At 61.7% G+C, this 14,135-nt stretch carries 14 protein-coding genes; 3 read left to right on the top strand and 11 right to left on the bottom strand.

Going from position 1 to position 14,135, the window contains the following annotated elements; all coding sequences use genetic code 11:
- Positions 1-12: 12 nt before the first annotated feature.
- The 5 genes from rpmG to topA form a co-directional block, all read right to left on the bottom strand.
- Positions 13-180, bottom strand: coding sequence for a 50S ribosomal protein L33 (gene rpmG, locus V0U79_RS02050; protein WP_330197794.1), 168 nt, complete (start codon positions 178-180; stop codon positions 13-15).
- Between the two features lie 66 nt (positions 181-246).
- Positions 247-1,464: an MFS transporter gene (locus V0U79_RS02045; protein ID WP_330197793.1), complete on the bottom strand. Its 1,218-nt coding sequence runs from the start codon at positions 1,462-1,464 to the stop codon at positions 247-249.
- Positions 1,451-2,119 (bottom strand): NUDIX domain-containing protein, encoded by a 669-nt coding sequence (locus V0U79_RS02040; RefSeq protein WP_330197792.1) that lies wholly within the window; start codon positions 2,117-2,119, stop codon positions 1,451-1,453. Before V0U79_RS02040 ends, V0U79_RS02045 begins: the two co-directional genes overlap by 14 nt.
- The gene (rnr, locus tag V0U79_RS02035; protein ID WP_330197791.1) at positions 2,116-4,368 is read right to left on the bottom strand and encodes a ribonuclease R; all 2,253 of its coding nucleotides are present in this window, start codon (positions 4,366-4,368) and stop codon (positions 2,116-2,118) included. The genes V0U79_RS02040 and rnr overlap by 4 nt, the downstream gene beginning before the upstream one ends.
- Positions 4,365-6,926 carry a type I DNA topoisomerase gene (topA, locus tag V0U79_RS02030; protein ID WP_330197790.1) on the bottom strand — a complete coding sequence of 854 codons (2,562 nt, stop codon included), beginning with the start codon at positions 6,924-6,926 and terminating at the stop codon, positions 4,365-4,367. The genes rnr and topA overlap by 4 nt, the downstream gene beginning before the upstream one ends.
- A gap of 152 nt (positions 6,927-7,078) precedes the next feature.
- Between topA and V0U79_RS02025 the strand changes: the two genes are divergently transcribed.
- The gene (locus tag V0U79_RS02025; protein WP_330197789.1) at positions 7,079-7,267 is read left to right on the top strand and encodes a hypothetical protein; all 189 of its coding nucleotides are present in this window, start codon (positions 7,079-7,081) and stop codon (positions 7,265-7,267) included.
- Here V0U79_RS02025 and dprA read toward each other — a convergent pair.
- From dprA to V0U79_RS02005, 4 genes are read right to left on the bottom strand one after another with little or no spacing between them, the layout of a single operon-like run.
- Entirely contained in the window at positions 7,246-8,367 is a 1,122-nt protein-coding gene (dprA, locus tag V0U79_RS02020) for a DNA-processing protein DprA (RefSeq protein WP_330197788.1), read from the bottom strand. The genes V0U79_RS02025 and dprA overlap by 22 nt on opposite strands.
- Positions 8,364-8,969 carry a glycerol-3-phosphate 1-O-acyltransferase PlsY gene (gene plsY / locus V0U79_RS02015; protein ID WP_330197787.1) on the bottom strand — a complete coding sequence of 202 codons (606 nt, stop codon included), beginning with the start codon at positions 8,967-8,969 and terminating at the stop codon, positions 8,364-8,366. Before plsY ends, dprA begins: the two co-directional genes overlap by 4 nt.
- Before the next feature lie 3 nt (positions 8,970-8,972).
- A complete protein-coding gene (locus tag V0U79_RS02010; RefSeq protein WP_330197786.1) occupies positions 8,973-10,250 on the bottom strand; it encodes a dihydroorotase in 1,278 nt (425 codons plus the stop codon).
- Positions 10,247-11,215, bottom strand: a complete 969-nt coding sequence (locus tag V0U79_RS02005) for an aspartate carbamoyltransferase catalytic subunit (RefSeq protein ID WP_373696425.1) — start codon at positions 11,213-11,215, stop codon at positions 10,247-10,249. Before V0U79_RS02005 ends, V0U79_RS02010 begins: the two co-directional genes overlap by 4 nt.
- Before the next feature lie 85 nt (positions 11,216-11,300).
- Here V0U79_RS02005 and V0U79_RS02000 point away from each other — a divergent pair, with 85 nt between their 5' ends.
- Both V0U79_RS02000 and V0U79_RS01995 read left to right on the top strand, forming a co-directional pair.
- Positions 11,301-11,807, top strand: a complete 507-nt coding sequence (locus tag V0U79_RS02000) for a GNAT family N-acetyltransferase (RefSeq protein WP_330197784.1) — start codon at positions 11,301-11,303, stop codon at positions 11,805-11,807.
- Positions 11,807-12,769 (top strand): MBL fold metallo-hydrolase, encoded by a 963-nt coding sequence (locus tag V0U79_RS01995; protein ID WP_330197783.1) that lies wholly within the window; start codon positions 11,807-11,809, stop codon positions 12,767-12,769. Before V0U79_RS02000 ends, V0U79_RS01995 begins: the two co-directional genes overlap by 1 nt.
- Here the strand turns inward: V0U79_RS01995 and V0U79_RS01990 are convergent.
- Entirely contained in the window at positions 12,766-13,692 is a 927-nt protein-coding gene (locus tag V0U79_RS01990; RefSeq protein ID WP_330197782.1) for an AEC family transporter, read from the bottom strand. The genes V0U79_RS01995 and V0U79_RS01990 overlap by 4 nt on opposite strands.
- Positions 13,689-14,132 carry a Holliday junction resolvase RuvX gene (gene ruvX, locus V0U79_RS01985; protein WP_330197781.1) on the bottom strand — a complete coding sequence of 148 codons (444 nt, stop codon included), beginning with the start codon at positions 14,130-14,132 and terminating at the stop codon, positions 13,689-13,691. Before ruvX ends, V0U79_RS01990 begins: the two co-directional genes overlap by 4 nt.
- Positions 14,133-14,135: the final 3 nt, after the last annotated feature.

Genomic DNA, 14,135 nt, shown 5'->3' with positions numbered 1-14,135 from the left:
GAGCCTAACGGCTTACTTGATCTTGCCTTCTTTGAACTCGACATGCTTTTTGGCCACCGGATCATATTTCCGGACGACCATTTTTTCCGTCATCGTGCGGGCGTTTTTCTTGGTGACATAGAAATAGCCGGTTCCCGCCGTCGAGTTCAGGCGGATCTTGATGGTTGTCGGCTTGGCCATGACGTTATTCCCTGATGCACATGACGGCCCACCGGTCCTATCCGGCGAGCGAGCCGCGGAACATACTCATGGCTTGCCGCCTGTCAACTGCTGCTTCCGTGTGAAATGCCGTACCAGCAGGAAGATCAGATAGGTGAGGGCCAGCGCGCTCGAAACAATCAGAACACCTTGAGGGTCAATGGCATCCATGGCTCCACCTCCGATCGCTGGACCGAAAAGCGAGCCCACGCCATAGGCCATGACGAAAGCCGCATTGGCACCAACCAGGCTGCCGCCGTCAAAGCGTTCGCCGATCAGCGCCAGACCAAGCGTGTAGAGGCCTGTCGCGATGCCGACATAACCAAACATCACGGCATAAAGGGCCAGTGGTGCCGCGCCCGAAAGGTACACAAGTCCCGGCCCGATTACGCATACGATTGCAGCCATGATCGCTACACGCAGGCGGCCGACAGAATCGGCGAGACGTCCAAGCGGGGCTTGCAGAATGATTCCGCCCAGAGCGCCTGCGGCCATCATGAATCCGATCGCGGTATCGATCAGGCCGATGCGTTCGCCATAAACCGGGAAGAGAGCAAAAAACATGGTCTCGGTCGCGCCGAACAGAAGGCCGGCGCCGATGGCCGCAGGGGCAATGCCAGCTGCGCGGATCATGGCCGAGATACTGGCCGAATCGGCGTCCGGCTGTTCGATACCCGGGCCACGCAGGAAGAGTATGGGCAGAGAGCCGCCTGAAAACAGCAGGAAAGCGGCCAGCCAGGGTGCCCAGCCGCTGGATCCCAGTGCCGCGAGCAAAAGCCCTCCCGCGCCAAAACCGCTTGCCAGGGCTGTTGCATAAAGCCCCAGCACTGTGGCGCGCTTTTCCGGTGGGGAGATTTGGTTGATCCAGGTCTCGGATGCCACAAAAACAACGGTGATCGCCAATCCCATCGCAAAGCGAAGTGCGAACCACAGCCAGACCTCGGGAAATAGCGGAAAGAAAGGGATGGTCAGCGCGGTCACAGCCAGGCTGGTAACGATCAGCGGCCGGCCCCGCCAGCGCTGCATCAGTCTGGGAACGAAGGGGGTTGCGACAATAGTCGACAGGGCAGTAACGGCACCATTCAGGCCGACGACCACGCCTGACCCGGTCATGGCTTCCAGGTTCAGTGCCATGACCGGCATCAGCAGGGTGAAGCCGCAGCCGCATAGCGTGGCGCAGAAGATCGCAGCGATCAGCGAGCGCAAACGGCCGTATTCCGGCGAGATCATCCAGGCAGCGAACATGGCGCGCCTATAGCGGATCAACCCGCATGCGTCTTGCCAATTCTCTGAAGTGACGGGGGCGGATGTCAGGATCGGACAGGCGGCGTTCCAGCTCACCCAGGACAAAGCGAGTGATATGCGGCAAGGGAAGGCCTTCGGCTTCCTTGGCGGTCACCCAGCGGATATCCAGCAATTCCTCGGATTTCAGCCTGACCTCGCCGGCAATGGCTTCATCCGCATCCGCATGGAAGAACCAGGCATCAAAGCGGCGAACCCGTCCGGGCGGTGTGATGGCGCGTGCGATCAGTTGCAGCGAGGAGGCATCCGGGCGAACCTCGCCCCGTCTGAACGGGCGCCAATTGGCATGCCGAGCCTCAAGCTTCCCGGGTTGCCCCACCAGATAGCCGGCTTCCTCGGCGGTTTCCCGGATGGCTGCTGCTGCGGCCGCCCAGGCGCGCCGTTCTCCAAGAATGCGGGTCATGCATTTCGCATCATCGCCCGTCATCATACCGGCCAGCGGGGCATAGTGATCGGCCCGGTCCACGCGGCCACCGGGAAAGACATATTGCTCTGGCATGAAGGCATGCTTGGAGGATCGCTTTCCCATCAGGATTTCGCGGCCGCGCCTTGTCCGGCGCGTGAGAATCAGTGTGCCGGCCAGCTTGGGGCGCAGGGCTCTGGGTTTTTGCCCACTCATCTGCGCCGCCCTTTTTTCCTCGGGCCTTTGCGGAATGCCGGCTTTGGGCGGCCGCGCTGGGCCCCTCTGCGCCGTTTCGGCCCCCTTTCAGGTGGCGTCAGCATTTCAAACAGCAGGCCGCCGGTGATGGGTGTGGCTTCGTCGAGGCGCACTGTCACAGGCATGCCCAGCCGGTACATGTTGCCAGTTTCATTTCCGACAAGCGCGTGAAGCGCTTCATCATGGAAAAAGCGTTCCTGTCCCAGGCGGCTGACGGGAACCAGACCGTCGGCGCCGGTTTCCTCCAGACGTACGAAGCAGCCAAACCGGGTGACACCGGTTATCCGTCCCTCGAACTCTGAACCCACGCGCTCGGCGAGGAATTGCGCGATAAAGCGGTCGGTCGCATCGCGTTCCGCGGCCATGGCCCGGCGTTCCAGAGTGGAAATGTCTTCGGCGATGGCTTCGAGTTGCGAGGCTTCTGCGTCGGTCTGACCGTCCTTGCCCAGCTTGCATCCGCGGATCAGAGCGCGGTGAGCGGTCAGGTCGGCATAGCGCCGGATGGGCGATGTGAAGTGGGCATACCGGCGCAGATTGAGGCCGTAATGTCCGGGATTTTCAACGGAATAGACGGCCTGCGACTGGCTGCGGAGAACAACCTCATTGACGGTTTCATAGTGCTCGCCGCCGCGCGCCTGCTCCAGCAGCCGGTTGAAGCGGTCAGGCCGCGGTGGCTCACCCTTTGACCATTTCATGTCAATCGTGGACAGGAAATCCGCCAGGGATTCCATTTTCTCCAGACTGGGCGGTTCGTGTGCCCGGTAGATCAGTGGCCGGCCCTTCTGCTCCAGCGTTTCCGCGGCGCAGACATTGGCCTGGATCATGAACTCCTCGATCAGCTTGTGAGCATCAAAGCGGTCACGGGTCTCGATCCGGGTGACATGCCCGTCTTCGCCGATCCGGACTTTCCGTTCCGGGGCGTCGATTTCAAGCGGGCCGCGTTCCTTCCTTGCTTTCGCAAGCGCACGATAGGCCCCCCACAAGGGCTTCAGAACCGGCTCCAGTAATGGCCCGGTCTTGTCGTTGGGATGGCCATTAATGGCCGCCTGCGCGTGGTCATAGGCCAGCTTTGCCGCGGACTTCATCCAGCCCCGGATGAAATGGTGGCGGCATTTGTGACCATTGGCGTCGAAGATCATCTCGACGGCCATGCAGGGCCGCTCCTCCAGCTCGCGCAGGGAGCAGAGATCGTTGGACAGGCGTTCCGGCAACATCGGAACAACGCGGTCCGGAAGATAGACGGAGTTACCGCGCTTCAGCGCGCCGCGATCCAGCGCAGAGCCCGGTTTCACATAGGCAGCGACATCGGCAATGGCGACGATGACCCGCCAGCCGTCAGGATTCTTCGGGTCATCATCCGGAGCCGCCCAGACCGCATCATCATGGTCCCGGGCATCGATCGGATCGATCGTGATCAGCGGGATGTCCCTGAGGTCGGTCCGGTCACCGATGGTAACGGGCTTCAGCTGCTGGACTTCCGCGAGTTCCTCATCCCCAAATCCTGTCGGAATGCCATGGGAATGAAGGGCAATCAGGCTGCCCGCGCGCGGCGAGTTCGCATCGCCAATCACTTCCTCGATGATCGCCGTTTTCAAACCGTGCCGGTGTTCGCGGCCGAGACGGCAGAGCACCAGATCGCCGTCCTTTGCCTTTTCGGCCTCGCCCTTTGCCGGAAGCAATTCGTTTTTCGCGCGACGGTCCACAGGCTTCAGGCGCGGCTGACCGCGGCCTTTCTTCAAAACGCACAAAATTTTGTGAGCACTTTGTCCCAGCTTGCGGATCAGACGGGCTTCATAGCTGCCATCGTCTTCGGGGAAGAGCCGGACGAGCGCGCGATCGCCAACCCCGAGTGCCGGATGCCCGCGTCCGCCAGCGCCTTCGCCGGGGGCCATGCGGATGATCGGCGGATCGTCACGGGACTTTTCAGGGCGTGCGAGCAATTCACCATCATTGTCGCGATCATGAATGATAACGACTGTGACGCTGGGCAGGGCTTCGGTCAGGGCAAAGGCGCTGCGGCCTTCCTTGCGGATCAGGCCCTCGTCGAGCAGCTCACGCAGGCAGAATTTCAGCGCGATCTTGTCGTCGCCTTTCAGGCGCAGGGCTCTGGCAATCTCGCGCTTGCCAAACTCACCCTGTCCGAGGCGGATGGCTTCGAGCACGCTGTCGCGATTGAGGGGCTGTTCGCCTGACTTGGACTTTGAGGTCACGCCTTTTTCTTCGCTGCCGCTTTCTTCTTGGCCGGAGCCTTCTTCTTAGCAGAGCTCGCCTTCTTGCGCGCCGGTTTCTTGCCGCCCTTGGCCTCTTTTTCGGCGACGAGTTTCATCGCCGTTTCAAGATCGATGGATTCGGGGTCAGTTCCACGCGGAATCGTGGCGTTGATTTTCTTGTATTTGATGTAGGGGCCATAGCGGCCGCTCATCACGCGCACCGGCTCTCCCTCATGCTCCCCCAGATCCTTCAGGGATTGGGGCGCGCCGCGCGACGCTTTTTTCTCGGCGAGAACGGTGACGGCCCGATTAAGGCCAATCTCGAAAACTTCCTCGATATTGGGCAAATTGGCGTAAAGCTTGCCGTGTTTGACGAAAGGCCCATAGCGGCCAAGGCCGGCCTCGATCATCTCGCCGTCTTCGGGGTGCGGTCCCACTTCACGCGGCAATGACAACAGGCGGAGTGCCTTTTCCAGCGTGATGTCTTCCTTGCTCCAGCCCTTGGGCAGAGACGAGCGCTTGGGCTTTTCCTCTCCGGGCAGGGTGATCTCGAGATAGGGGCCGAAACGCCCATCCTTCAAATAGACTGGTTCGCCGCTTTCCGGATCAACGCCCAGCTCGCCATCGCCTTCTACCGTTGCGCCTTCCTCGGTTGCGCCCAGAGGCCGGGTGAATTTGCAATCGGGATAATTCGAGCAGCCGAGGAAGGCACCGAACTTGCCGAGGCGGATGGACAGCCGGCCCTCATTACAGGACGGGCAAAGACGCGGATCGGTGCCATCTTCCTTTTCCGGAAAGATATGCGGCGCCAGGGCTTCATTCAGGGCTTCGAGAACTTCGCCGATGCGCAATTCGCCGATCTTCTCGACATCGCCGGAGAAATTGGCCCAGAAATCGCGCAGCAATTTCTTCCAGTCGAGATCTCCTCGCGAAACCTTGTCGAGCTGGTCTTCAAGATCGGCCGTGAAATCATATTCGACATAGCGCTCGAAGAAATTCTCGAGGAAGGCAGTGACAACGCGGCCCTTGTCCTCGGGGATGAAGCGGTTTTTCTCCATCCGGACATATTCGCGGTCGCGCAGCACCGTCAGCGTGGAGGCATAGGTCGACGGACGGCCAATGCCGAGTTCTTCCAGGCGCTTGACCAGCGAGGCCTCGGTAAAGCGCGGCGGCGGTTGGGTGAAGTGTTGGTCCGCGTGGGTCTTCCTGGCTTCGGCAGAGGCCCCGCTTTCCACTTTCGGAAGGCGCGTTTCGCCTTCCTCGTCCTCGTCGTCGCGGCCTTCCTGGTAAAGCGTCAGGAAGCCGTCAAACAGCAGAACCGAGCCTGTCGCACGCAGGGCAAGCTTTTTGTCGGCGCTGTCGATATCGATCGTGGTGCGCTCGAACCGGGCACTTTCCATCTGGCTGGCCACGGCGCGCTTCCAGATCAGTTCATAAAGCCGGGCCTGGTCCTCATCGAGGTGCAGATCTTCCGGTGCGCGCGAAAAGCTGGTCGGCCGGATGGCTTCGTGAGCTTCCTGGGCATTGCGCTGCTTGGACTTGTAATAGCGCGGGCTGGACGGGCTGTAGAGCGAGCCATAGCGCGCGCTGATCACGTCTCGGACCTGGGTGATGGCTTCGGGGGCCATATCGACGCCGTCGGTCCGCATATAAGTGATCAGGCCAACGGTCTCGCCGCCGATATTCACGCCTTCATAGAGTTTCTGCGCAGTCCGCATGGTGCGCTGCGCGTTGAAACCGAGCTTGCGGGCGGCTTCCTGCTGCAGGGTCGACGTTGTGAATGGCGGAAGCGGATTACGTTTGGCCGGTTTGGCTTCGACGGCGGTGATCGAAAGTGATGCCGCCTTGATCGCCTCGGCGGCCGCCGTCGCCATGGCGCGGTCCTTAATGGACAGCTTCTGGAGTTTGTTGCCCTCGAACTTCACAAGTTTTGCGCGGAAGGGCGAGGAGCTGCCAGACACCAGGTCTGCATCCACGGTCCAGTACTCCTCGGCGCGGAATTTCTCGATTTCGAGTTCCCGGTCGCAAATAATGCGGAGCGCCACAGACTGGACGCGGCCGGCGGAGCGCGCTCCGGGCAGCTTGCGCCACAAGACGGGCGAGAGGGTGAAGCCGACCAGATAGTCCAGCGCGCGCCGGGCCAGATAGGCCTCGACCAGTTCCATATCGATGGCGCGCGGGTGACTCATCGCCTCAAGGATCGCGGATTTGGTGATGGCGTTGAACGCCACCCGCTGGACCTTCACATCCTTGAGGACGCGGCGCTTTGTCAGTGCTTCGAGCAGGTGCCAGGATATAGCCTCGCCTTCACGATCCGGGTCAGTTGCCAGTACCAGGCGGTCAGCGTCCTTCACGGCATCGGCGATCGCTTTGACGCGCTTCACGGACTGGGCGTCGATCTCCCAATCCATGGCGAAGTCCTCGTCCGGACGAACCGAGCCATCCTTGGGTGGCAGATCGCGGACATGACCGTAACTGGCCAGGACTTCGTAGTCCTTGCCGAGATATTTTCCGATGGTTTTGGCCTTGGCCGGCGATTCGACAACAACGACGTTCATTCAATGACTTCCGGAAATTCTGACCAGGAATGATAGGTCGGGAAACGGCGGCGGAAACTGATTGAGGCAGCAAGACCTGTCAACTCGGCTCAAACGCTTGCAATTAAAGATTGTATACGCAATATGGGAACCGGACTCTCATGGGGACTTATATGGCAAGCGGGCATCCGATCGAAAAACTGGCGCAGGACGAGACCGCCGCCTTCATTCATGAAATGCTGATCGAGCTGGTCCGGCTCTCGCATCAATCCGATTTGCAGGGAACCGCCAGAGTGCTTGAGGCGGCCGCACTGGTCATCGTGACTGAGTCTGACGGATTTCAATCGCCCGCTTCTTCATAGCCAAGCTGGACAGTGCCGCCGGGCAGAATGACGGCGCGGCCGGCAATTTCCAGTTCGATCAGGACAGCGTGAACCTCACCGGTGGCCAGACCGGAATGCCGTACGAGGTCGTCAATCGCTACGGGCGAAGGGGACAGCAAGTCCAGAACACGTTCGCGAGCCGCCGGTCCTGTTTCGGGGAGGGCGTCATGCGTATAGTCCTGCGGGTCAGACTCGGCGGCGACCGGGCGCTTGGCGTGACGCAAGACGTCCAGCACATCGTCAGCGGTCTCGATCAGAACAGCCCCATCGCGGATCAGCTTGTTGGAACCCTTGGCGCGCGGATCGAGTGGCGATCCTGGTGCTGCCATCACTTCCCGGCCTTGTTCGGCAGCCAGCCTCGCAGTGATCAGTGAGCCGGATCGCATGGCCGCCTCGATAACCAGCGTTCCCAGAGACAGGCCCGAGATCAGGCGGTTGCGCCGCGGGAAATCCTTGGCTGTCGGCGTGGCGCCGAGACGAGATTCTGTCACCAGCAATCCATCCCGGGCGATGGCGGCATGGAGTTCGGCGTGTTCGGGTGGATAGATGTGGTCAATGCCACCGGCCAGAACGGCAATGGTGCCGGTTGCCAGTGAGCCACTATGCGCCGCGCCATCAATACCGCGCGCAAGGCCCGAGACGATCGTGATACCGCTGCGCCCCAGCTCTGCGGCCATGTCGCGGGCAAAACGCATGCCGATGGCCGACGCGTTACGCGAACCGACAATGGCGCAGCACGGCGCATCGTCGGGCGTCAGGTGTCCCTTGACCGTGATGACGGGTGGGGGCGGGTCGATAGCGAACAGCAAGTCTGGAAAATCAGGTTCGCAGGCCATGATTATTCGGGCGTCATAGTCCTCGCTCGCCGCCATTTCCTGCTCGGCTTCGTCCCGGCTGACGATTTTGATGGCGCCGCGGCGGCCACCCTTCCTTGCGAGTTCCGGCAGGGCGTCCAGCGCACAGGCGGCATCGCCATAGCGGTCGATCAGCTTGTTGAAAGTGACAGGGCCGACCTGCGCTGTTCGCGCGAGCCTCAGCCAGTCGATGCGTTCCGGAAAGCTGAGCTCGCCCCGCTTCACGCAGGCTTGGCGCCGATACGCGGCTCTTCACCCGACATCAGCCGCTGGATGTTGGCGCGGTGACGCCAGAAGATCAGCGCTGCCAGGAAAAGGCAGAGCAGGGCAACGCCCGGCATGTCGAACAGATAGGCGATCAGCGGAGCCAGCGCGGCGGCCACAAGCGCACTCAGCGATGAGATCCGCAACAAGAGCGCCATGCCGATCCAGGTCAGCGCGGCGAGAATGCCCACAGGCCAGGCGACGGCGAACAGGGTGCCGTAGAATGTCGCCACACCTTTTCCGCCCTTGAACTTCAGCCAGACCGGAAAGCAATGCCCGAGGAAAGCCGCACCACCGGCGACAAGGCCGGCTGTCGGATTGAACAGAGCGGCGAATATCAGTGCTGCGATACCGGCCTTGGCGGCGTCGAGGATCAGCGTAGCGGCCGCCAGATCCTTGCGCCCTGTGCGCAAGACATTCGTCGCCCCGATATTCTTAGAACCGATCTCGCGAATATCACCGAGGCCGGCCATTCGCGTCAGGACCAGGCCGAAGGGGATAGACCCCAGCAGATAGCCGCCGATTACGGCGATGATGATCGAAATGAGTTCCCAGCCGGTCATGGCCTACTCCCTTAAGTTGTAGACAATGCCTCCATCGATCATTGTCATCAAGACCTGTCCCTGAAATCGGCGATTTTGCCAGGCGCTGTTGCGCCGGGCCGAGCGGCTCTGCTCTGCCCCGAACACCCAGGGCGCATCGCCATCAATCAGAACCAGATCGGCTGGTGCGCCTTCCTGCAGGCGTCCCTGATTGAGGCCCAGGAGGTCGGCGGGGCCTGAAGTGAGCGGACGCAGGGCATCTACGAGATCCAGCTCGTTTTCATGGACCAGACCCAGCATCGCCGCCAGCACTGTCTCAAGCGACGTCGAGCCGGGCGCTGCCTCTGCGAAAGGCTGCGCTTTCCGGTCCATCTCCATCGGGCAGTGATCGGAGACAATCGCGTCGATCTGTCCGCTTATAACGCCTGCGACGAGCGCGCGGCGATCATCTTCGCTGCGCAGAGGCGGGGTCAGCCGGTAGGCCGGATCCATCCCGTCCGCATCGACGGCGTTCAGTGTCAGGTTGGCGATGGAAGCCGTAGCGCAAATCTCGATGCCGCGCTGGCGGGCCCGGCCGAGCGCTTCAAGACCTTCAGCGGTCGAGACCCGGTCGATCATCAGGCGGGCACCGGTCAGTTCGGCGAGGGCTGCCAGCCGGTCAATGGCAATGCGTTCCGAAACGGTGGGTTCTGTCATCAGCCCCTTGCGGGCTGCCGCTTCGCTTTCAGTCGCGACCGTGCCGTCAGAAAGATGAGGATCGCGCGCCGGACAAGCGAGCCACAGTTCAAATCCGGAAGCGTAGTTGAACAGGTTTCTGAGTGCGCTCGTATTGGCGGTCGAAGCATTGCCTTGCGACAGAAAGGCTGCGCCACATTCCGCCATCAGACCGATTTCGGCCAGTTGTTCGCCAGCAAGGCTGCGCGTTGCACCGCCGGCCATCATGATGCGGACCGGGCTGGGCCGGGCGGCGGATTTCAGACCGGTAACGGTTTCCGGTGTATCGATCGGAAACTCGGCCGATGGCGCAATCACCAGTGTGCCGATGCCTCCGGCTGCCGCGGCTTGCGCCAGCGAGTCCACTGTCTCACCTCTGGGGGTGAAGGCCGGCTCCACGCAGGCGCGCAAATCAATCAGGGCCGGAGCGAGAATAGCGCCATTGGCATCGATGATATGGTCTTCATCGCGCGCGATCCCGTCGCCGATCTCGTCGATGAAACCATCAACCACACGCAGACTGCCGAGCTCGTCATGACCTGTTGCAGGGTCAACAATACGGGCGTTCCGGATCGTGATGGCCGTCATGCAATATCTCCGGAATTGCGCCGAGCCCTTGTGCCGAGCTGTTCCAGCACCGCCATGCGGATGGCAACGCCAGCTTCTACCTGGTCGAGGATCAGGCTGCGCTCCGGGTGATCGGCCAATGCACTGTCGATTTCGACATTCCGGTTCATCGGTCCGGGATGCATGATCACACAGTCCGGATTGGCAAACTCCAGCCGCCGCTCGGTGACGCCCCAGAAATGGAAGTATTCGCGCTCGGACGGGATCAGAGCGCCGCTCATGCGTTCACGTTGCAGGCGCAGCGTGATAACCGCGTCACAGCCTTCCAGCGCTTCGTCCAGATCGTGGAAGATCTCCGCGCCCCAGCGGTCGACATCGGTGGGAAGCAAGGTTGGCGGGGCGCACAGGCGGATTTCCGCGCCCAGAAGGTTCAGCATGCCGACATCAGACCGCGCCACGCGGCTGTGCAGGATGTCGCCAACGATCAGCACGCGCTTGCCGCCGACATCGCCTATGCGGCGGGTGAGGGCGAACAGGTCAAGCAGGCCTTGCGTTGGATGGGAGTGCATGCCGTCACCCGCATTCACGGTGGCGATACTGGTTTCCGCATGGATAAAGCTGGCGGCGCCTGATGCCTGGTGGCGCACCACGATCATATCCGGACGCATGGCGGCCAGCGTACGGGCCGTGTCAGCGAGGGTCTCGCCCTTCTTGGCCGAGGAATTCGAGGCCGAGAAATTGACGACATCCGCGCCCAGCCGCTTTCCGGCCAGCTCGAAGGAGGCCAGCGTCCGGGTGGACGGTTCGAAGAAGAGGTTGATCTGGGTCAGCCCCTTGAGAACGTCGTGCTTCTTGTCCGGCGAGCGATTGATTCCGAGCCAGTGCTCGGCCCGCTCGAACAGGATCTGGATGTCCAATGGATTGAGATCATCGACCGAGATCAGGCGGTCATGCGGAAAGTCATAGGTAAAGTCGGCGCGACCCATGTGAATTCCCAGCTGATTTCGGGCGGTATAGGGTGAGATGAGCGCCATCGCAAGCACAGTGTCCCAGCCCGGTGTGGAGAAGCCCATGAAAATCCGTGACATGACGGCGGCAGACGCCGACCCGGTGCTGGCGATCTATGCCGAGGGAATCGCGACGGGGCATGCCACGTTTGAAAGCGAACCTCCGGACTGGGCCGGGTTCGACGCCAAGCGCTTGAAGCAGCCGCGCCTGGTGGCAGAGCTGGACGGCCATGTTGTGGGTTGGGCCGCGGCCTCCGGCGTGTCAGACCGCTGCGTCTATGGCGGTGTTGCCGAAGGCACGATCTATATTGCCGAAGCGGCGCGCGGACAGGGCATCGGCAAGGCGCTGCTGACCGCGTTCGTTCGGGCCGCGGAGGCCGCAGGCATATGGACGCTGAATGCCGGCATATTCACCGACAATCTCGCCTCCATCCGTTTGCATGAAGCCTGCGGCTATCGCATGGTCGGAACGCGCGAGCGGCTGGGCAGGATGGGCTTCGGTCCTCGCGCCGGGGAATGGCGCGATGTGGCGCTGATGGAATATCGCAGCCAGCGCGTGGGGGTGGATTGATGATCGGATTTTTGGCGGCGGCTGCCTTGCAGATGACTGCGGCGGAACAATGCGATGTCGAACTGGTTGTTCTGGGTGTCGGTCAGGATGGCGGTATCCCCCAGATCAATGTGCAGGCCGATCCGGCCTGGGAAGATGAAAGCCTGCGCCACCGCGTCGTGTCGCTGGGCGTCGTCGATCACGAATCCGGCACGCGATACCTGTTCGAGGCGACGCCGGATTTTCGCGAACAGGTCCATGATCTGAATGCCATTGCGGGCACAAGCGGAGCGCCTGACGGTATTTTTCTCACGCATGCCCATATCGGCCATTACACCGGGCTGATGTTCCTGGGCTTTGAGTCGATGAGTGCGGACAATGTGCCGGTTTTCGCACCACCGAGAATGCAGGACTTTCTGACAAATAGCGGCCCGTGGAGCCAGCTGATCGCTTATGGCAATATCCGCGTCGACGAATTCCAGCCGGGACCTCGCCCGCATGATGTCCAGCCCGGCGAGCCGGACTATTCGGAAAATCCCATCCAGAGCATGGAAACCTCGCGCCTCAGGGTCGATCCGCTGCACGTCCCGCATCGCCGCGAATTTGCTGACACGGTGGGCTATCGCATCCAGGGGCCGGAGATTTCCGTGATCTTCATCCCGGATATCGACAGCTGGGAGGAATGGGCAGAATGGGGCACGCGCATCGAGGACATCGTGATGGAAAACGATCTCGTCTATGTCGATGCCACCTTCTTCGACGATCATGAGCTGCCTGGCCGGGACATGAGCGCCATACCGCACCCGCGCGTCACGGAAACCATGGATCTGTTCCAGGATTATCCCGACGAAATCCGCCAGCGGATCCGCTTCATCCACTACAATCACACAAACCCGATCCGCTACGATGACAGCGCTGAAACACAGGAAGTTCTGGAACGCGGATACCGGATTGCCCGCGAGGGCGAGCGGATCTGCCTCTAGCCCATTTGCACCGCAATCCAGACGGCAAGTGGCAAGGTGATCATCGAAAACAGGGTCGAAGCAGTAACGTCTCCAGCAGTCAGCCTCCGGTCTCCGCCGAGCTGCTGGGCCAGCACATAGGCAGAGGCCGCGCCGGGTGAGGCGCCTACGAGCACGACGATCGCCAGCGCATCGCCTCGCACACCCAGTGCCCAGGCGATGGCACCGAAAACCAGCGGTGCCACGATCAGCTTCAGTGTCACCGAGATCGCCAGCAGGTGGCGGCGGGCGTTGAGGGCGGAGAAATCCAGCGCTGCCCCGACGGCTAGCAGAATAAGGGGAAGGGCGGCCCGCCCCATCAGCGCCAGCACTTCTGCGACCGGGCCGGTCTGGAACCAGCCGAAAATATTGGCAACACCACCCGCCAGGCAGCCGAGAATGAGCGGGTTGGAGATGATCCGCCAGATCACGGACTGGACATCCGGCTTTTTCGCGCTGGTGCCCCAGACCGTCAGAACCGACACCGCCATGATGTTCACAATGGGAATGGTGACGACCATGATCAGCGAGACCAGCACCTCGCCATCCAGTCCGAAGGACAAAGTAGCCAGGGCGAGGATGACCAGCCCGTTCCAACGGACCGCTCCCTGGAAAATGCTGGTGAAGGCCGGCCCATCCGTCCGGATTAGCGGTTTCAGGGCGATCACCAGAATGCCCATCGAAAGAAAGCCGAGCGCCGCGGCCAGGACAGCCGGCGCCACCGTGATGGTGTGGAAATCGGCGCGCGAGATCACCGAGAACAAAAGAGCCGGCGACAGGCCGATATAGGCGAGGCGCGAAATGGCGGGCCATTGCTCGGCCGGCATCAGGCCGGAGCGGCGAAGGCCCCAGCCGACGCCAATCACCGCAAAGATGGGCAGGAGTGCGCCTAGAATCGGGCTCATGCGCTCAGCGCCTCGATCGCATCCTCCAGGATAACCGCCGCGGCATAGGCATCGATGACCTTTTCGATTTCATCGCGTTTCTTGCCGGCGGCCCGCAAGCGGTCTTCCGCCTTGTCGGAGGACAGGCGTTCATCCTGAAAGTGGATGGGTATCTCGCGCAGGCGGCGCAAATTGGTGCCAAGAGCCCGGGCGGACTGGGCGCGCGGGCCGATCGAACCGTCCATATTGATCGGCAAGCCGATTACGAGGCCCTCGCAGCCGAACTCATCAAAAAGGGCGAAGACGCGCTGCGCATCGGCGGTGAACTTGCCGCGCCTTATGGTCTCGACCGGTGTGACCACCGTGCGCGCGGCGTTCGAGACCGCAATGCCGATGGTTTTCTCGCCGGGATCAAGGGCAAGCAGCGGGCCAGTGGCCGGAAAAGAGGCAGTGTCGGTCATGTG

The sequence above is a fragment of the Hyphobacterium lacteum genome (assembly GCF_036330345.1).
Classification (GTDB): domain Bacteria; phylum Pseudomonadota; class Alphaproteobacteria; order Caulobacterales; family Maricaulaceae; genus Hyphobacterium; species Hyphobacterium lacteum.
Note: the sequence above shows the minus strand (reverse complement) of the source record. Positions and strands in the feature narration are given on the sequence as shown.